Source organism: Salinarimonas chemoclinalis, assembly GCF_041514305.1.
Lineage (GTDB): Bacteria > Pseudomonadota > Alphaproteobacteria > Rhizobiales > Beijerinckiaceae > Salinarimonas > Salinarimonas chemoclinalis.
The window spans coordinates 15,496-33,124 of sequence record NZ_JBGMWH010000011.1 but is presented as its reverse complement, the minus strand read 5'-3'; the positions used below and the strand labels follow the sequence as shown (position 1 = coordinate 33,124).

At 71.6% G+C, this 17,629-nt stretch carries 14 protein-coding genes; 3 read left to right on the top strand and 11 right to left on the bottom strand.

Annotation, left to right across the window (positions count from 1 at the left end):
• The 5 genes from fmt to gshB form a co-directional block, all read right to left on the bottom strand.
• A complete protein-coding gene (gene fmt / locus AB9M23_RS16145) occupies positions 1-945 on the bottom strand; it encodes a methionyl-tRNA formyltransferase (protein WP_372425594.1) in 945 nt (314 codons plus the stop codon).
• A 4-nt stretch (positions 946-949) separates the two neighbouring features.
• Positions 950-1,510 carry a peptide deformylase gene (def, locus tag AB9M23_RS16140; RefSeq protein ID WP_372425593.1) on the bottom strand — a complete coding sequence of 187 codons (561 nt, stop codon included), beginning with the start codon at positions 1,508-1,510 and terminating at the stop codon, positions 950-952.
• A 100-nt stretch (positions 1,511-1,610) separates the two neighbouring features.
• Positions 1,611-2,849, bottom strand: coding sequence for a type II toxin-antitoxin system HipA family toxin (locus tag AB9M23_RS16135; protein WP_372425592.1), 1,239 nt, complete (start codon positions 2,847-2,849; stop codon positions 1,611-1,613).
• Positions 2,846-3,160, bottom strand: coding sequence for a helix-turn-helix domain-containing protein (locus AB9M23_RS16130; protein WP_372425591.1), 315 nt, complete (start codon positions 3,158-3,160; stop codon positions 2,846-2,848). The genes AB9M23_RS16135 and AB9M23_RS16130 overlap by 4 nt, the downstream gene beginning before the upstream one ends.
• 241 nt (positions 3,161-3,401) lie before the next feature.
• Positions 3,402-4,346, bottom strand: a complete 945-nt coding sequence (gene gshB / locus AB9M23_RS16125) for a glutathione synthase (protein ID WP_372425590.1) — start codon at positions 4,344-4,346, stop codon at positions 3,402-3,404.
• Between the two features lie 213 nt (positions 4,347-4,559).
• Here gshB and AB9M23_RS16120 point away from each other — a divergent pair, with 213 nt between their 5' ends.
• Both AB9M23_RS16120 and AB9M23_RS16115 read left to right on the top strand, forming a co-directional pair.
• On the top strand, positions 4,560-5,066 hold the full coding sequence (locus tag AB9M23_RS16120) for a BA14K family protein (RefSeq protein ID WP_372425589.1): 507 nt from the start codon (positions 4,560-4,562) through the stop codon (positions 5,064-5,066).
• Between the two features lie 127 nt (positions 5,067-5,193).
• A complete protein-coding gene (locus AB9M23_RS16115; protein WP_372425588.1) occupies positions 5,194-6,084 on the top strand; it encodes a branched-chain amino acid aminotransferase in 891 nt (296 codons plus the stop codon).
• A gap of 124 nt (positions 6,085-6,208) precedes the next feature.
• Here AB9M23_RS16115 and AB9M23_RS16110 read toward each other — a convergent pair whose 3' ends face one another.
• The 3 genes from AB9M23_RS16110 to AB9M23_RS16100 all read right to left on the bottom strand — a co-directional run bounded on the left by AB9M23_RS16110 (position 6,209) and on the right by AB9M23_RS16100 (position 10,221).
• Positions 6,209-7,249, bottom strand: coding sequence for a cysteine synthase A (locus tag AB9M23_RS16110; RefSeq protein WP_372425587.1), 1,041 nt, complete (start codon positions 7,247-7,249; stop codon positions 6,209-6,211).
• A 127-nt stretch (positions 7,250-7,376) separates the two neighbouring features.
• The gene (locus AB9M23_RS16105; RefSeq protein WP_372425586.1) at positions 7,377-8,687 is read right to left on the bottom strand and encodes an HWE histidine kinase domain-containing protein; all 1,311 of its coding nucleotides are present in this window, start codon (positions 8,685-8,687) and stop codon (positions 7,377-7,379) included.
• A 163-nt stretch (positions 8,688-8,850) separates the two neighbouring features.
• The gene (locus tag AB9M23_RS16100) at positions 8,851-10,221 is read right to left on the bottom strand and encodes a TadE/TadG family type IV pilus assembly protein (RefSeq protein ID WP_372425585.1); all 1,371 of its coding nucleotides are present in this window, start codon (positions 10,219-10,221) and stop codon (positions 8,851-8,853) included.
• A gap of 270 nt (positions 10,222-10,491) precedes the next feature.
• Here AB9M23_RS16100 and AB9M23_RS16095 point away from each other — a divergent pair, with 270 nt between their 5' ends.
• Positions 10,492-14,463 carry a sensor domain-containing protein gene (locus tag AB9M23_RS16095; RefSeq protein WP_372425584.1) on the top strand — a complete coding sequence of 1,324 codons (3,972 nt, stop codon included), beginning with the start codon at positions 10,492-10,494 and terminating at the stop codon, positions 14,461-14,463.
• A gap of 25 nt (positions 14,464-14,488) precedes the next feature.
• Here the strand turns inward: AB9M23_RS16095 and AB9M23_RS16090 are convergent, their stop codons facing one another.
• From AB9M23_RS16090 to ppx, 3 genes are all read right to left on the bottom strand, one after another.
• On the bottom strand, positions 14,489-15,100 hold the full coding sequence (locus AB9M23_RS16090) for a hypothetical protein (protein ID WP_372425583.1): 612 nt from the start codon (positions 15,098-15,100) through the stop codon (positions 14,489-14,491).
• A 41-nt stretch (positions 15,101-15,141) separates the two neighbouring features.
• Positions 15,142-15,753 (bottom strand): hypothetical protein, encoded by a 612-nt coding sequence (locus AB9M23_RS16085; protein WP_372425582.1) that lies wholly within the window; start codon positions 15,751-15,753, stop codon positions 15,142-15,144.
• Positions 15,754-16,051: 298 nt separating this feature from the next.
• A complete protein-coding gene (gene ppx, locus AB9M23_RS16080) occupies positions 16,052-17,599 on the bottom strand; it encodes an exopolyphosphatase (RefSeq protein ID WP_372425581.1) in 1,548 nt (515 codons plus the stop codon).
• Positions 17,600-17,629: the final 30 nt, after the last annotated feature.

The window sequence follows — 17,629 nt, the reverse complement described above, 5'->3', positions numbered from 1 at the left end:
TCAGATGCCGCCGAGCCGCGCGCCGGGCTCGAGCCGCGCACCGCGCAGCCAGTCGGCGGCGCTCATCGCGGCCTTGCCCTGCCGCTGGACCGTGACGAGCCGCACCGCGCGCTCGGCGCAGGCGACGACGCCGTCCCCGTTGAGCAGGGTGCCCGGCGTGCCCTCGGCGACATCCTCGACGAGCGCCGTCTGCAGCACCTTCACGCGCTCCGGCCCGCGGCCGAGATCGGCCATGAAGAAGGCACCGGGGAAGGGCGAGAGGCCACGCACCTGGTCGTGCACCCGCCGCGCCGGCAGCGTCCAGGCGATCTCGGCGTCGCCGTTGGTGATCTTGGCGGCGTAGGTGACGCCCGCGTCGGGCTGCGGCGTGAAGGCGAGGGAGCCGCGCGAGAGGGCGGCGAGCGCGCGCGCCATCAGGTCCGCACCGAGCACCGCAAGGCGGTCGTGCAGCTCGCCGGCGGACATGTCCGGGCCGATGGCGACCTTCTCGACCATGGCGACGGGCCCGGTGTCGAGCCCCGCCTCCATGCGCATCACCGCCACGCCGGTCTCCGCGTCGCCAGCCATGATCGCCCGCTGGATCGGCGCCGCGCCGCGCCAGCGCGGCAGCAGCGAGGCGTGCAGGTTGAGGCAGCCGATGTCGGGCGCGTCGAGGATCGCCTGGGGCAGGATCATGCCGTAGGCGACGACCACCGCCACGCCCGCCCCGTGCGAGCGGAAGACCTCGGCGGCCTCCTCGGTGCGCAGCGATCTCGGCGTGAAGACCGGTATGCCGAAGCCGTCGGCCATCTTCTGGACCGGCGAGGGGCGCTCGGCCATGCCGCGGCCGGCCGGTGCGGGCGCGCGGGTGTAGCAGGCGACGACCTCGTGGCCCTGGCCGAGGATCTCGGAGAGGGTGGGCACCGCGAAGTCGGGCGTACCCATGAAGACGACGCGCAGGCTCATCGCGTCAGGCCGTCTCGGATTCGCGCTTGGCCGCCTTGGCGAACCTCTTCACCACGCGGTCGCGCTTGAGCCGGGAGAGGTGGTCGATGAACAGCTTGCCGTCGAGGTGGTCGATCTCGTGCTGGATGCAGGTGGCGAGCAGCCCGTCCGCCTCGCGCTCGACCGTCGCGCCGTCGAGATCCGTCCAGCGCACGCGGATGCGCACCGGGCGCTCGACCTCCTCGACGTAGTCGGGAATCGAGAGGCAGCCCTCCTCGTAGAGGCGCGTCTCCTCCGAGCGCCACAGGATCTCGGGGTTGACGAGGACCTGCGGGTCCGCCTCGTACTTGGGGACCTCCTCCCCCTCCTCGTCGAGTTCGGTCTCGCCTTCGATCTCGCGGCCGAGATCGACGACGACGAGGCGCTTGGGGATGCCGATCTGGATCGCCGCGAGCCCGATGCCGCGCGCGGCGTACATCGCCTCGAGCATCTCCCGCGCGAGCGCCTTCACGTCCTCGTCGACGACGGGGACGGGCTCGGAGACGAGGCGCAGGCGCGGGTCTGGCAGCTTGACGATCTTGCTCACGGGGCGGGCTCGGGCGTGCGGCTTCGCGAAGAAAGCGGGATGCGATCGAGATAAGCGCCGGATCGGCGCGGGTCAACGGCGCGGGGCCTCGGCCGCGCGTTCAGTCCCAGCGCCGGGCGGCCTCGATCCCCGCGCCGATCCGGCGCGCCAGTGCGGGCGGGACGTCGTGCTCGGCGGCGAGCCGCGGCCAGCCCGCGAGTGCCGCGTCGACCGCGTCCACGATCGCGTCGCGCCGGCGCGGCTTGAGCCCCGCAACCTCCGCCAGGCGCGCGAAGGCCGCCCGCCCCGGCCGACGCCCCTCCCCCGCGATCGACGTCGAATGCTCGCCGCCGGGTCCCGCCGAGAAGGTCACGTCATAGGCTGGGGCCAAGCGCCACGCCCCGACCGCGTCCATCAGGAAGGCGTGGTTGCGCACGTGATCGTCGCGGTTCAGCGCACGGGCGTTGAAGACCGCTCGCCGGAAGACCTCCTCCACGTCCTGCGCGCTGCGGGTGACGACCCTCGCGAGCTTGACGAGATCGAGATAGTCGATGGCGCCGTGCACCATGCCGGTATCGAGCAGCCCCGCGACGGTGGCCATGTGCAGGCGCGCGTCGCCCGCGCGATCGAAGCGATCGGCGGCGAAGAAGCACTCGCGGGCGCCGGCGAGGGCCAGCATCGGCGTCGTCCGGATCCCGGCCGCCCGCATGGCGGCACCATAGGCGATTTCCGCCTCGACCGACCCCTTCGGATCGCTCGAGCCGCGCCCCTTGACGAGGACATGACGCCACCCAGCCGCGGGCGCCCCGCGATGATCGCGAAGGCGCTCGTTCCCCTCGTCGATCAGCGCGACGAGCTTGGGCCGGGCGCCCTGGCTGCCGCCGGCGAGCGTGCGCAGGCGCGCGAGCTCCTCGACCGCGGCGGCGTCCTCGACACGGGGGATGACCTCCTCGAACCAGGTGAGATCGATCGCCTCGCGCGGCTCGGCCGCGAACTCCGGCTCGTAGGTCAGCGCCCCCATCCCGTGGCGGCCGACATGGGCGAGGCGCGCGAGATCGCCGATCTCGGCGGGATCGACGCCGCGCTCCGCCATCTCACGGTCGAGCAGGAGGCGGCCCCAGCCGTCGGGGAGGCTGTCCTCGAAGAGCCCGGGGAGGCTCGCCCGCCGGTGCGGTTCGGGGCGCAGCAGCGTGTCGTAGGCCCGCGCCCGCAGCGGCGCGACGGGGAGCGGTGCGGCGGCGAATGCCTCGTCCCACTCGAAGGCGATCGTGCGCCGCTGCGGATCGCGGCCGAGCCGTCCCATGCGCCGCGGCGGCGTGCCGCCGCCGAAGTCGAGATGGACGGCGAGCCGCTCGATCATGGCGCGCGCCGCCGAGCCGCCCGCACGCGCCGCCTCTCGGGCCTCGCCAGATCGTCGAGCCGGCGCGGCTCGGGGAGCGGGAAGAGCGCGGCGAAGCCGTCGAGGGCGTCGAGCGCCTCGGCGACCGCGAGCACCGTGGCGAGGCTCGCGGTCTCGCCGGCCTCGAAGCGCCTGAGCGTGGCGATCGGCACGCCCGATCGGGCGCTGATCTCCTCCTGCGTGAGATCGAGCGCGAGCCGCCGCGCCTTCGCGGCTGCCGTGACCCGCGCCTGCATCTCGGGTGCCGTGAGAAAGCTGTCCAGATCGATCATATCTGATTTCTTGAAACTCGAATGAGCCAACACGATATCATTTTCGATATTTAGTGACAACGCCGCTAGGCCACCCGCAACGCCGATGGCGAGCGCACTGGCAGGACCTCCCCGGAGGGGAGGAGTCCGCGCGGAGCGCGGGCGGTGGGGCCGTTCGCCCGTGCGCGCGTGCCGGCCCGCCGTCCGCCCCACCCTCCGGCCTTCGGCCGTCGTCCTCCCCTGCGGGGAGGAGTCGTCGCTTTCAGCCGCGCTTCGCCTCGATCGCGTCCCACACGTCGACCGCCACGTCCGGGCCTCCGAGCTTCCTCACGGCGCGCACGCCGGTGGGCGAGGTGACGTTGATCTCCGTGAGAAGCCCGTCGATGACGTCGATGCCCACCAGGATCAGGCCCATGCGCTTAAGGTGCGGGCGAAGCGTCTCGCAGATCTCCCGCTCCCTGTCGGTGAGCGAGGTCGCCACCGCCCCTCCCCCGCGCACCATGTTCGAGCGGATGTCGCCGGCCGCCGGCACGCGGTTGACGGCGCCGCGCGCCTCGCCGTCGACGAGGAGGATGCGCTTGTCGCCCTCGGTGATGCGGGGCAGGAACTTCTGGATCACCCAGGGCTCGCGGAAGGTGACCGAGAACAGGTCGAACAGCGACCCGAAGTTCGGGTCGTCTGGCGTCAAGCGCACGACCGCCGCGCCGCCGTGGCCGTGGAGCGGTTTCATCACCACGGCGCCGTGCTCGTGGCGGAAGTCCTCGATCTCCTCCTTGTCGCGGGAGATGAGCGTCGGCGGCATCAGGTGCGGGAACTCGGTGACGAAGATCTTCTCCGGCGCATTGCGCACATGGAACGGGTCGTTGACGACGAGCACCTTCGGGTGCACCCGCTCGAGCAGGTGCGAGGCGGTGATGTAGGCGAGGTCGAAGGGCGGGTCCTGGCGCATCAGCACCACGTCGACCGCGTCCTCGAGCGCGATGCGTCGCGGCTCGCCGAGCGTCGCGTGCGCGCCCTCGACGTCCTGCACCGAGAGATCCCGCACCCGCGCCACGACGCGCCCGTCGCGCATCGAGAGCCTGTCGGGCGTGAAGTAGACGAGCGCATGCCCGCGCCGCTGCGCCTCGAGCAGGAGGGCGAAGGTGGTGTCGCCGGCGATACGGATGTGCTCGATGGGGTCCATCTGGACGGCGACGGTGAGGGGCATGTGGGTTCGTCCTCGTCTCGGGAGGGCGGGACCATAGCGGCGGCGCGGGCGGACGGGAAGCGCGCGGGGTGCGCACCCGTCCCGGAACGCACGCACCTCGCGGAAGGTTGAAGCTGCGGGATTGGGCGCGCGGCCCATACCTGCTATCCTTCTGCTCACGACGCGCGCGGCCGGCGGGGGCGAGGGGCGCGCCGACAACGAGGCGTCACGATCATGCGAAATCTGCTCCCCACCCTCCTCGCCGCGGCCACGCTCGCGCTCGCCGGGCTCGGGCTCGCGGGCCCCGCCGCCGCCGACGGGCGCGGCCCGTACCACGCCGGCCCCGGCTACGGCGGCGGCCACCCGGGCATCTCCTTCCACGTCGAGTCCCGTCGCGCACCGGTCTACTACGACCGCCGGCGCCACTACGACGGCTACGTCTACGAGCACCGGCCGATCCGTCCGCGTACGGTGTATCGCTACCGCTACCCACGCGACACGTACCCGCCGGTCTACCGGCACGACCCGGGCGCGGCTGTGGCGGCCGGTATCATCGGGCTCGCCACGGGGGCGATCCTCGGGCAGGCCCTCGCCGCGCCCCCTCCCGTGGTGCGGGCGCCGCGGGTGCGGACCGATGCCCACGCGATCGCCTATTGCGCGCGCAAGTACCGCTCCTTCGACCCCGGCACGTTCACGTTCCTGGGATACGACGGCCGCCGGCACTACTGCCGCATTCCCTGATCGGATCACGCCGATTGACGGGTGCCATCACCACTCGTCATCGGTCCGGGGTGCTTTTCCGAATTGACGCGGGCGGCCCGACGGGGTTCGATCGGGACAGCATCACTGACCGATCCCGCACGCACGCATGATTCTGGAGGCGGCCTTGGCGACCTTCTCGCGCACCTGGACCTGGTTCGACGGCGACTGGCACGAGGGCAACCCCGGCATCATGGGGCCCCGCAGCCACGCCTCCTGGCTCGCCTCGATGGTCTTCGACGGCGCGCGCGTGTTCGAGGGCGTGGCCCCCGATCTCGCGCGCCACGCGGCGCGGGTGAACGAGTCCGCCCGCAAGATCGGGCTCAACCCGACGATGAGCGCGGACGCGATCGTCGGCCTCACCCACGACGGCGTGAAGCGCTTCGACGGGAACGTCGCACTCTACGTGAAGCCGATGTACTGGGGCGAGGGCGAGGGCGCCTCGACGATCCTGCCGGACCCCGACGACATCGGCTTCTGCCTGTGCCTGTTCGAGGCGCCGCTGCCGCCCGCCGGCGCGGGCGCACGCATCACCAGGAGCCGCTTCCGCCGCCCCTCGCTGGAGACGATGCCCACCGACGCCAAGGCCGGCTGCCTCTACCCCAACAACGCCCGGGCGCTCCGCGAGGCGCGCGAACGCGGCTTCGACAACGCGCTCGTGCTCGACATGCTCGGCAACGTCGCCGAGACCGCGACGTCGAACATCTTCATGGTGCGCGGCGGCGAGGTGCTCACCCCGGTGCCCAACGGCACGTTCCTGAACGGCATTACCCGCCAGCGGGCGATCGACCTGCTCGGTCATTCCGGCGCGATCGTGCGCGAGTGTGCGCTCACCTACGAGGACTTCCTCGGCGCCGACGAGATCTTCATGTCGGGCAACTACTCCAAGATCACGCCGGTCGTGAAGATCGACGACCGCGAGCTCCAGCCCGGCCCCGTCGCCCGGCGCGCCCGCGAGCTCTACTGGGAGTTCGCCCACGACACCGCGAAGGCGGCGTGAAGCCGGCGGCGGCGAAGCGGCCGCTCGTCCCCACGCCGCGCCCCGCAACGACCTGCGGCACCTCGGAGGCAGGCACCCGGGCCCGCACGCTGGACGACCGGCGCGGCGATCGCGGCGGTGCGGCTCAGTCTTCGACGGGCACCAACCCCGGGTCGATCGCGGTCTCGCGCTCGAGCCAGGCGGGGACCGGCAGGCCCTTGCTGCGCAGGAACGCGGGGTCGAAGAGCTTCGACTGGTAGCGGGTGCCGTAGTCGCACAGGATCGTCACGATCGTGTGGCCCGGCCCGAGGTGCTTCGCCATGCGCATCGCGCCGGCGATGTTGATGCCCGACGAGCCGCCGAGCACGAGACCCTCCTGCTCGATCAGGTCGAACACGATCGGGATCGCCTCCTCGTCGGGGATCTGGAAGGCGACGTCGACGGGCGCGCCCTCCAGGTTGGCGGTGATGCGTCCCTGGCCGATGCCCTCGGTGATCGAGGAGCCGGACGAGGCGAGCTCGCCCGTCGTGTAGTACGCGTAGAGCGCCGCGCCCATCGGGTCGGCGAGGCCGATGGCGACCGTGCGGTCGCGCTCCTTCAGCGCCATGCCGACGCCGGCGAGCGTCCCGCCGCTGCCGACCGCGCAGACGAAGGCGTCGATCTCGCCGCCGGTCTGCTCCCAGATCTCCGGGCCCGTCGTGCGGTAGTGGCCCATGCGGTTGGCGACGTTGTCGAACTGGTTGGCCCAGATCGCCCCGTTGGGCTCCTCCCGCGCCAGCCGCTCGGCGAGGCGTCCGGAGACCTTCACGTAGTTGTTCGGGTTCCTGTAGGGGACGGCGGGGACCTCGACGAGTTCGGCGCCGACGAGCCGCAGCATGTCCTTCTTCTCGCGGCTCTGCGTCTCGGGAATGACGATCACGGTACGGTAGCCGAGCGCGTTGCCGACGAGCGCGAGGCCGATGCCGGTGTTGCCGGCGGTCCCCTCCACGATCACCCCGCCCGGGCGCAGGAGGCCCTTCTCCTCGGCGTCGCGTATGATGGCGAGCGCCGCGCGATCCTTGACCGACTGGCCCGGGTTCATGAACTCGGCCTTGCCGAGTATCTCGCAGCCAGTCGCCTTCGACGGCCCCTCCAGCCGGATGAGCGGCGTGTTGCCGATGGCGTCGATGATGCCGGTCGCGATCATTCCGTCCTCGTCTCGATACCGCCCGCCGGTTCCGTCCGCGGGGCCCCGCATGCGTGTACGTTCGCGGTGATAGCGCATTTCACGGCACCGCACGAGAAACATTTCAAATCCCGCGAACGGGAGAGGTTTACGCGGGTGTCACCCCCCCGGCGAGCACCCGCTCGGCGGGCAGCTCCAGCCGGTAGGACAGGCCCTCCGGCGCCCAGCGCGTCTCGACCCGCGCGCCGAGGAAGCGCTCGGGCATGCGCTGGGTCACGGTCGTGCCGAAGCCGCTGTGGGTCGGCGGCGTCGTCGGCGGGCCGCCCTCCTCGCTCCAGGTGAGCACGATCGTCGCCCCCTCGTGCCGGCAGGCGACGCGCACGAACCCGTTCTCGTCGCTCAGCGCGCCGTGCTTGGCGGCGTTGGTCGACAGCTCGTGGACGACCATCGACAGCACCTCCGCCGCGCGGCCCTCGAGGGTGAGGCCGCAGCCGACGATCAGGTTCGGCCGGCGCCGCTCGCGGAAGGGCTCCAGCGCGCGCGCGACGATCTCGTCGATGTCGGAGGTCCGCCAGCCGGATTCGGCGAGGCGCGTCTGCGCTTCCTCCAGCGAGGCGAGGCGGCTCTCGACGGCGCGCTTGTAGGGCGCGGCGTCCGGATGGCTGCGGATCGAGAGGTTGAGGATCGTGCCCACCATGGTGAACAGGTTCTTGATGCGGTGGCGCATCTCGCCGATCACCAGCCGGTCGCGCTCCTCGCGCTGCCGATCCGCCTCGGCGCGCCGGCGCTCGGTGATGTCGCCGACGACGCCCACGACGTGCGCCGCCGCACCGCGTTGCACGAGCCGCCCGCGCAGCGCCACGACGCGCTCCGCACCGGCGCGCACGCGCACTTCCGCGTCGAGCGACCCACCGCCGGCGGCGTCGCGTAGCGCGTCGGCGAGGTGGCGCGCATCCTCCGGCACGAGCCGCGCCTCGACGTCCGCACAGGACAGCGGGCCGTCCCCCGGCAGGTCGAGCGCCTCGCGGGCGCGCCGGTCGGCGACGATCGTTCGCGTCGCCATCGCGACGTCGAAGGAGCCGAGCCGGCCCGCCTCCAGTGCGAGCGCGAAGCCGACCGCGCTCTCTTCGAGCCCGTCGCACCGGCAACCGACGTCTCCGGGAACGGGCGTCGTCTCGATGCGCCGGACCAGGCAGGCCTCGGCGTTCGCGAGCGGGCGGGCCTCGAGCCGGAAGTCGCGGCGCGCCGCGCCCTCCCCCGCCGAATACGCCCCGCTCGCCCTCGGCGCGCCCGCGTCGAGCGCGGCGCGCAGGCGTGCCACGAGGCCGGCCGTGCCGGGGCCTTCGAGGCAGGGCGCCCGGCGCCAGGCGGCGTTCGCATGGCGGATCGAGCCGTCGGCATCGACGAGCGCGGCCGGCTCGTCGGAGGCGTCCAGCAGGTCCTGCGCGCGCACGCTCATGGCGGTCAGCCGAACTCCGTCCGGTCCTGTGCGGAACGCACGTGATGCATACGAAAGGCGGCATCATTCGGACTCCGGCCGGCCCTCTTGTCAAGCGCGCTCGCCGCGCGGGAGCCATCCCGCACTTCGCTCGGGTTGTCGCGATCGCGCCGGCCGCCGCGGGTCAGCGCACGAGGCGCACGCTCCCCGCGCCGCGGCCGATGTCCTCGAGCGCGGTGGTGATGCTCGTCGACTCGTCGATGAGGAAGTAGTCCTGCGCGGAGGACGCGCAGGCCCGCGCGTACTTGCCGAAGTGGTCGTTGCCGTCGATCTGCAGCATGACGATGCGGATGCCGGCGTCCTTCATGCGCCTGCACAGGTCGACGAGATGCTCAAAGCCGTTGGGCGTGCCGTTGTTGTGGCCGTAGCTCCTCTGGAACCCGCCGTCCTCGGGGAGGACCTCCCGGTCGTAGCCTGTGGTGTGCCCGTCGGTGAAGAAAAGGACGATCTTCGCCCGCTCGCCGTAGGCGGAGGGATAGCGCTCGATCCCCCACTCGCCCTGCCAGCGCGGCGACAGCAGCCGCCAGCCCCAGGCGAGACCGACGTCGAAGCGGCCGGTGCCTTCGTTCCGCAGCGCCCGGAGCGCGGTCTCCATGGCCGCGATGTCGCGCGTCGGGGCGAGGAGCGGGTCGTCGGGACACGAGGGCGGGCTGCCGCCCCCGCCGTACGCGCGCGTTCCGATGTGCCTCGCCGGCAGGTTGTCGCGGATCGTCGCGAGGAACCCACGCCGGGAGGGCGGTGCGTCGTCGAGCGCGTCGGGGAAGGTGCGGGCGTCGCCGTCGAGATCCACGCCATCGATCCGCACCGGGCGCGGCTCGACGCAGCCCTCCCAGCTCGTATCGGGCATCGTGCCCGTGAGCCAGTCGTGCTCGCCCTGGACGCGGTCGATCACGCCCGACAGGTTGACCCGGTCGCCGGTGGGGACGAGCGAGACGAACAGATCCGCGTCGGAGTCGATGCCGCGCAGCCGCTCCAGCGTATAGCCCAGCGTGCCCGTGGCCGCCGCCCAGGAATTGCCGAAGTTCATCGAGTTGGTCACGTCGAAGACGACGGCGATCTCGGTCGGGCGCCCGGCGACGTCGCGCGCGGCGGCGGCGGTGACGTCCACCCCGCGCGCGCCGCCCAGGAACCCGGAGAAGGCGCCGTCGCGCTCGGCCCCGACGTAGACCGCGTGCATGCCGCCCGTCTCGGAATGATCGACGTCGGTGACGCGGAAGCGGCCGTCCGCGCGCAGGTTGGCCATGACGACCTCTTCGGCCAGCGCGTCGAGGTCGGCCGCGTCGTCCGCGCTCGCCGCCGCGAGCGCCGCGGCGTCTGCGGCTCGCTGGAGCGCGGAACGGTCCGCCCCGAGCTGCGAGTAGTCGACCGCGACGCCCACGATCCCGATCAGAGGCACGAGAACGAGGCCGAGCGCGACGGCGACCGCGCCGTTCGAATCCGCGGTAAAGCGCGCGCGGAGGCGCGCGATTCGGTCCGGACGAAAGATGGTGCGCATGTACGAACCCCGCTGGGAAATCTCTGGATTGCGCAACCCTGGGGAACGGACTTGAATAAATGCTGAAAAGAATCGGCGAGCGCTCTCGGGAGCACGCTCTGGCGGCGGCCGGCCGAGCGCCCGCATGGCGACTTGGTTGAAGCAACCTCCAGATTCAGGCATTCGCGCATCCTCACCTTTGTTAGTGGTGAGAACCTTTGGTTTACTGATTTTCGGCAGCATCACCGTGACACGTCGCGCATTTCGATGTCCTTCAGCGAGAGTGCTCCGGTGACCGATCCTCGACATGGCTGCGATCCCGATGCGCTGCGCCGCGCCATCGGCCGCCTCGTGCGCCTCGCGCGCACGGTGGCGCGTGCGAGCGGGGCGAGCGTGGTGGATGCCGATGGACGCGTCCTCGCCGTCGACGGAGCGACGCCCGGCACGCGGGCCGACGAGATCGCGTGCGATCCGCAGGGCGGCGGGGTGCGCCTGCGCCTCGCGATCGGCGATCTCGACCCGGCTTCGGCCGATCCCGCCCTGCGCGCACAGCTCGTCGAGATCGCCGCCTGCATCGCCGCCGTCGTGGACGAGGCCCTGGCGACGGCACGGGAGCGCGCCGGCTTCGAGGCCTGGCGCACGCGGCTGACCGCCGCGCTCGACTGCCTGCCGCACCCGTTCTGGGTGATGGACCGAGAGGGCCGCTACGAGCTCCAGAACCGCCTCGACCGGGAGGCCTTCGGCCATCTCGTCGGCCGCTCGCCGCTGGAGACCGGGCTCGACCCCGCCATGGCGCAGGAGTGGCAGGGCTGGCACCGCCACACGCTGGCGGGCGAGACCGTGCACTTCTCGATGCTGAAGTCGCGCGACGACGGCCGGCGCGTCGCCTCCGAGACGACGATGGCGCCGATCGTCGTCGACGGTGCCGTCCAGGGCCTCGTCGGCATCTGCCTCGACCAGACCGACCGGATGGAGGCCGAGCGAGCGCTGCGCGAGAGCGAGCAGCGGCTGCGCGACTTCCTGGCGACGAGCTCGGACTGGCTCTGGGAGACGGACGCCGAGCACCGCTTCAGCATGATGCGCGACGAGGGCGGCAAGTCGGGTCTCGACATGCTGCGCGTCGTCGGCATGACGCGCTGGGAGCTCGCCGGCACCACGCCCGAGGAGGACCCGTTCTGGCGCGCCCACAAGGCGGATCTCGACGCGCGCCGCCCGATCCGCCAGCTCGTCTACCGCCGCGCCCGCGCCGACGGCACGCCGGGCTACACGGAGGTGAACGGGGACCCCGTCTTCGACGAGGACGGCGGCTTCCTCGGCTATCGCGGCACGGCGCGGGAGGTGACGGAGCGCGAGAGCGCCCGCGAGCGCCTCAAGCGGCTGACGCTGATCGCCGAGCTCACCAAGAACGCGGTCATCCTCGGCCGACCCGACGGCACGATCGAATGGGTGAACCCCGCATTCGAGGCACTCACGGGCTATGCGCGCGAGGAGGCGATCGGCCGACGCGTGGCACCGCTCCTCGAATGCGATGCGACCGACCCGGCCACCTCCGCCGCGATCGGCCGGGCCATCGCGGAATGCCGGGGCATCCGCGTCCAGATCCTCAATCGCGCCAAGTCGGGACGGGAGTACTGGGTCGACGCCGACATCCAGCCGATCCGTGCGGAGGACGGCCGGCTCGAGGGATTCATCGGGATCCAGACGGACATCAGCGATGCGATCGAAAGCCGCCGTCGGCTGGAGAGCGTGATCGAGAACGTCGCCTGCGGCATCGTCATCCAGGACGAGAGCGGTGCGGTGATCGACTGCAACAAGGAGGCCGAGCGGCTGCTCGGCCTCGACGGCGACGTGATGCTCGGGCGCACCTCGGACGACCCGCGCTGGCGCGCCATCCGCGAGGACGGCTCGGATCTGCCGGGGGCCGAGCATCCGCCGATGATCGCGCTCGCACGCGGCACCAGCGTGCGCGACGTCGTCATGGGCATCGAGCGCCCCGACGGCACCCGGTGCTGGCTCAAGGTGAACGCGCGCGTGCTCGATGCGACCGGCACCGCGGGTCGGACGGTCATCTCGAGCTTCGCCGACGTCACCGCCGAACGCGAGCACCGTGCGCGCCTGATGCAGGCGCACGAGGAGACGATGCGCGCGCTCGCCGAACTCGGCACCTACAAGGCCGCGCTCGACCAGCACTCGATCGTCGCCGTGACCGACCGGGCCGGGCGGATCACCTGGGTCAACGACCTGTTCTGCGCGATCAGCGGCTACACGCGCGAGGAGCTGCTGGGGCGCACGCATCGGATCGTGAACTCGGCCACCCACGAGCCGGGCTTCTTCCGCGACCTCTGGCGCACGGTCTCCGCCGGTCGTTCCTGGCGCGGCGAGATCTGCAACCGGGCGAAATGCGGCGGGCTCTACTGGGTCGACACGACCATCGTGCCGATGCGCGACGGCGAGGGCCGAATCGAGAGCTTCGTCTCGATCCGCTACGACATCACCGAGCGCAAGCGCGCCGAGGCGGCGGCCGCCGCCGAGATGGAGAAGCGCGCCGCCGCCGAGGGCCTGCTGCGCGACGTGCTCGACACGATTCCCGACGCGGTCGCCGCCTACGACGCCGACGACCGGCTCGTCCTGTTCAACCAGGCCTACAAGGACTTCTACGCCGCGTCCGCGCCGGCGATCACGCTCGGGGCGCGCTTCGAGGACATCCTGCGCTACGGCGTCGCGCACGGCCAGTACGCGGACGCCGGCGACACGCCCCAGGCCCGCGAGGCCTGGCTCGACCGCCGCATCGAGATGCACCGCGAGCACCCCACCGATCGCGTCATCCAGCATCTCGGCGACGGGCGGTGGCTGCAGGTCTGCGAGCGCCGCTCCGCCTCCGGCCATACGGTCGGCGTGCGCAGCGACATCACCAGCCTCAAGCAGGCGGAGGCCGCGATCAAGCGCCACGCGGAGCAGGACGCGCTGACCGGGCTCGCCAATCGCGCGGTCGTCACCCAGAGACTGCGCGACGTGCTCGACGGCCGGCGCGCGACGGACGGGATGGGCGCGGTCGTGCTGCTCGATCTCGACCACTTCAAGGACATCAACGACACGCTCGGTCACGACGCCGGCGACACGCTGCTGCGCGAGGTCGCACGCCGGCTCTCCGGCGCGGTCCGCGCGAGCGACGTCGTGGCCCGGCTCGGCGGCGACGAGTTCGCCGTTCTCCTGCCGGGGCTGCGCGACGCGGCCGACGCGCACCGCGTTGTCGCGGCGATCCACGACAGCCTGCGCGAGGAGATCGGCATCGCCGGGCGACGCTTCCGGCCGAGCGCCTCGATCGGCGTGACGCTCTATCCGCAGGACGGCGAGACGTCCGCGGACCTGCTCAAGAACGCCGGCATCGCGCTCTACCAGGCCAAGGCGAAGGGGCGCGGCACCTGGTGCTTCTTCGACCCGGCGCTGCTCAGCCGGCTCGAGCGCCGCCAGGAGATCTCGCACGCGCTGCGCGAGGCGATCGCGGGCTGCGCGCTCGAGATCGCGCTCCAGCCGCAGGCGCGCACGCGCGACGGCACGCATACCGGATTCGAGGCGCTGGTGCGCTGGCGGCGGGACGGCGAGATGGTCTCCCCGGCGGAGTTCGTGCAGGTGGCGGAGGAGACCGGGCTCATCCAGCCGCTCGGCCGCATCGTGCTCGACAAGGCGCTCGGCGCAGTGCGCGAGCTCGTGGACCGCGGGCTCGAGCCCGGGCAGGTCGCCGTCAACGTCGCCGCCGCCCAGCTCAAGGACGAGGGCTTCGTCGCCGAGGTCGCCCGCAATCTGGCGCGCTGGGGCCTGCCGCCGACGCGGCTCGAGGTCGAGGTGACCGAGAACGTCCTCCTCGATCGCGCCAGCGACAAGGTGGCCGAGACCCTGCGCGGGCTCCACGCGCTCGGCGTGACGATCGCGCTCGACGACTTCGGCACCGGCTACGCCTCCCTCGCCCACCTCAAGCGCTTCCCCGTCGACCGGCTGAAGATCGACCAGTCCTTCGTGCGCGACATCGGCACCGATCCGGAGGACGCCGCGATCGCCCGCACGATCGTCAACCTGGCGCACTCGCTGGGCATGGACGTCGTGGCGGAGGGCATCGAGACCCGCGCCCAGCTCGAGTTCCTGCGCCTGCACGGCTGCGACATCGCGCAGGGCTGGTTCATCGGCCGCCCCCTGCTCGGGATCGATGCGGTGGCGCGCTTCCTCGAGACGTGCGTGCCCGTCGCGAGGCGCGCCGCAGGTGTGTGAACGAGCCGGGCCCGCGCGTCTAGCCTCACAGGAAAAAAGGTGTGGTGCAGGGTTCGCCGTTCGGTCCGGCGATCACGTTGCTTCCCCGCCGGCCACCCCCGTAGGTCTCGTGGATGTACAAGGCTATCTCGGAGCCGACCAGAAAGCCCAGAGACGCCCCTGACCAGCCGCCGATCAGGCCGCCGACCGCGGCGCCGATCAGCCCCCCGATCAGCTTCCAGAGTTTCTTGTCCTTGTCCCCGTCGTTCGACATCGTCTGTGTCTGCGCCGTCTCGTTCTTCAGCGCCCGCAGGAAGGGGGAGGGGGCGGTGATGCCTGCGATGGCTTCGATCGCCTCGAGCGCACGCCCCTCGTCTCGGCGCGCGTAGGCGTGGCCCAGGCGCCGGAGGTGATCGGCTTCCGAGGCCGAGGCGACTCCGCGTCGGACGAGGCAATCGCAGATCTCGGTGAACTTCGCCTCGAAGCTCTCCGGCGTCAGCGAGAGGAGCTGCGCCACCGACGTCGCGATCAGGCGACGCGTTCCGAGGTCCGAGACGTCGTCGGGCGAGACGCTCGGCTCCGGGGGCTTTCCAAAGCGTTTCGAAACATCATCGTGAATATTGCCATAGTATTCGAGTTTTTCCGGGCGCTCAAACATCGGTTCCCTCTCCTCTGGAACAGCCGTCGATCGGAAAGGTTTCAGAGCCACACGGGCTGTGTACAGGGCTCGCCGTTCGGTCTGGCCATGACGTTGCTTCCCGATGGCCCGCCACCCGTGCGGTCGTAGATGACCCCGGCCAGCTCGTATCCGATCTTGAAGCCGAGAGCCGCGCCGTACCAGCCGCCGCCGAGGGCGGCGCCGATCCAGAGACCGATATAGCCTCCCACCAACTGCCAGAACCTCCTGGGATGGCGTTCCCGCCGTTCGGCCTGCGCCTCCGGCAACGTTTCCTGCACCTTCTTCAGGAGCGCCGACCCGTCGGAGTGGCGTCCGATCTCGTCCAGAACCGCGCCCGCCTCCGACTCGTCCCGTCGCGCATAGGCATGGCCCAAACGCCGGAAGAGCGAGGCTTCGGTCTCGGAGGCATGCCCGCCTTTCACGGCGCAGTCGCAGACCTCGTCGAATTTCGCAATGAAGCTCGCCGGCGTCAGCGAGAGGGCCTGAGCGACGCTCGTCGCGACCATGTCGCGGGTCCGCGCGTCCGGAACACCGTCGGACGCACGCTGCTGTTCCGCGATCTTCGCCGCGTCGGGCAGCAGGTTACCGTATATGTCGCCGTAGTATTCGAGATTCTTCGGGCGTTCGGCCATCGTCTTCGTCTCCCGATCCATAGAACGAAGGTTGCGGCGCCCCTCGCGGGACCAAATGCGCGCCTCGGCTGCAGGCTACGCCACCTACGGTATAATTGGTCAACGATTTCTTTACAATTGTCAACCGCACTGCGCCAGCCGCATGTCTACGGCGTCGTGCGAGCGCCGGGGCTCGCCCATGGAACGACGGCGTCGGGGATGTCGAGGCGCGCGATCGCCTCGCAGCGGACGTGCGGGCGCGCCGGCACGCCGCCGTCGTTCGCTCCGCGGGGGCACGGCCGTGACGCGCGAGGTCGTCTCACCCCACCTGGATCTTCGGCTCGCGCTCCAGCACCCGCCCGAGTTGCTTGAGCCGTCCGACCAGCCGCTCGCCGACGAGGTCACCCATGTCCTCGGGCAGGTTGAGGACGATGCGCGGGCCCTTCGCGCCGCCGCGCGCGATCAGCGCCGTCTTCGGCAGCACGCCCTCCATCGCGACGGAGACCGGATAGGCCACGCGGAAGGCGCCTCCGAGGATGCGCGCGAGCCCGATCAGCCGCGGGGTCGCGAGGCCCTTGAGCTGCGCGCTCGCCTTCTCCAGCGACAGGCCCTCGTGGCGGAAGTAGTTCGACAGCGCGAGATAGGCGCGGCCGGGATGGTCGATGCCGACGAAGGCGCCGTTGGCGATGATGTTGAGGCTCTGCTCGCCGCGATAGTCCGGATGCGCCCGCCAGCCGATGTCGGCGAGCAGGCAGGCGGCGTGGCGCAGGCGCCGTTCCTGCGGCGTCTCGTCGAGCTCCAGCGTCTCGAACAGCGTGTCCGTCCACGAGACCAGCTCGACGCCGTGCCCGGGCGAGCGGGCGCGCAGGACGTTGAAGTCCGCCGCCGCCGTGATCAGCGGGTCGCGGGCCTTGAGATCGTCGTCGAGCCGCTCGAACAGGATGCCTTCGCGCACGCCCAGCGCCGAGACGGCGATGCTCGCGGGCCGCCCGAGCTTGATGATCTCCTCGAGCACGATGGCGCCGTAGGCGAGCAGCGGCCGGCGCGCGTCCGAGACCGCGTCGATCTCCTTGAGCGCGGTGGCGGGCGTGCGCTCCACCATCTCGAGGAAGGCGAGCCCGTCGGCGGGATCGATGCGGTAGTCGTGCATGACGCGCAAGGGGTAGCCGCGCTCGGCCATGTGCAGGCGCGCGAGGTTGCGCCAGGTGCCGCCGACCGCGTAGAAGGTGCGGCCCTTGAGCCGCGCGAGCTGCGGCGCCCGCGGCAGCGCCTCGCGCACGAGACGGCGCGCCTTCTTGGGGCTGTCGTCGGAGAGATCCTGCAGCGTCAGCCCGCCGAGCGGCAGCGTCACGCCCTGCCCAGCCTCGAGACCCGCCACGTCGACGAGTTCGAGGGAGCCGCCGCCGAGGTCGCCGACGATCCCGTCCGCTTCGTGGAAGCCCGAGATCACGCCCAGGGACGACAGCTCCGCCTCGCGGGCGCCCGAGAGCAGCTCGATCGGCCGCCCGACGATCTCCTCGGCCCGCGACAGGAAGTCCGGCCCGTTCTGCGCGTCGCGCGCCGCCGCGGTGGCGAGGACGAGGATTTCGCCGACCCGGATCGTCTCGCACAGGACCTTGAAGCGGGCGAGCGCCCTGAGCGCGCGCGCCACCGCCTCGTCCTCGAGCCGCCCGGTCGAGACCACGTGCCGGCCGAGCCCGCACAGGACCTTCTCGTTGTAGATCGGCATCGGAGCGCGGGTGAGGCCCTCGTAGACGACGAGACGCACCGAGTTCGAGCCGATGTCGATGATCGCGATCGGCCGCCCGACCTTGAGGCGGCCGGGCGCGGTGTCGCGCGGGTTGGTCTTGTCGCTCGTCGTGTCCAACGATCTCGCCCCTGTCCGCCGGAGCCCCCC

Bases quoted from the DNA above. Each gene is read 5' to 3' on its own strand.
- AB9M23_RS16100 (WP_372425585.1), bottom strand. From the start codon at position 10,221: ATGCGCACCATCTTTCGTCCGGACCGAATCGCGCGCCTCCGCGCGCGC.
- AB9M23_RS16085 (WP_372425582.1), bottom strand. From the start codon at position 15,753: ATGGCCGAACGCCCGAAGAATCTCGAATACTACGGCGACATATACGGT.
- fmt (WP_372425594.1), bottom strand. From the start codon at position 945: ATGAGCCTGCGCGTCGTCTTCATGGGTACGCCCGACTTCGCGGTGCCC.
- AB9M23_RS16090 (WP_372425583.1), bottom strand. From the start codon at position 15,100: ATGTTTGAGCGCCCGGAAAAACTCGAATACTATGGCAATATTCACGAT.
- AB9M23_RS16105 (WP_372425586.1), bottom strand. From the start codon at position 8,687: ATGAGCGTGCGCGCGCAGGACCTGCTGGACGCCTCCGACGAGCCGGCC.
- AB9M23_RS16110 (WP_372425587.1), bottom strand. From the start codon at position 7,249: ATGATCGCGACCGGCATCATCGACGCCATCGGCAACACGCCGCTCATC.
- AB9M23_RS16135 (WP_372425592.1), bottom strand. From the start codon at position 2,849: ATGATCGAGCGGCTCGCCGTCCATCTCGACTTCGGCGGCGGCACGCCG.
- AB9M23_RS16130 (WP_372425591.1), bottom strand. From the start codon at position 3,160: ATGATCGATCTGGACAGCTTTCTCACGGCACCCGAGATGCAGGCGCGG.
- gshB (WP_372425590.1), bottom strand. From the start codon at position 4,346: ATGCCCCTCACCGTCGCCGTCCAGATGGACCCCATCGAGCACATCCGT.
- AB9M23_RS16115 (WP_372425588.1), top strand. From the start codon at position 5,194: ATGATTCTGGAGGCGGCCTTGGCGACCTTCTCGCGCACCTGGACCTGG.
- AB9M23_RS16120 (WP_372425589.1), top strand. From the start codon at position 4,560: ATGCGAAATCTGCTCCCCACCCTCCTCGCCGCGGCCACGCTCGCGCTC.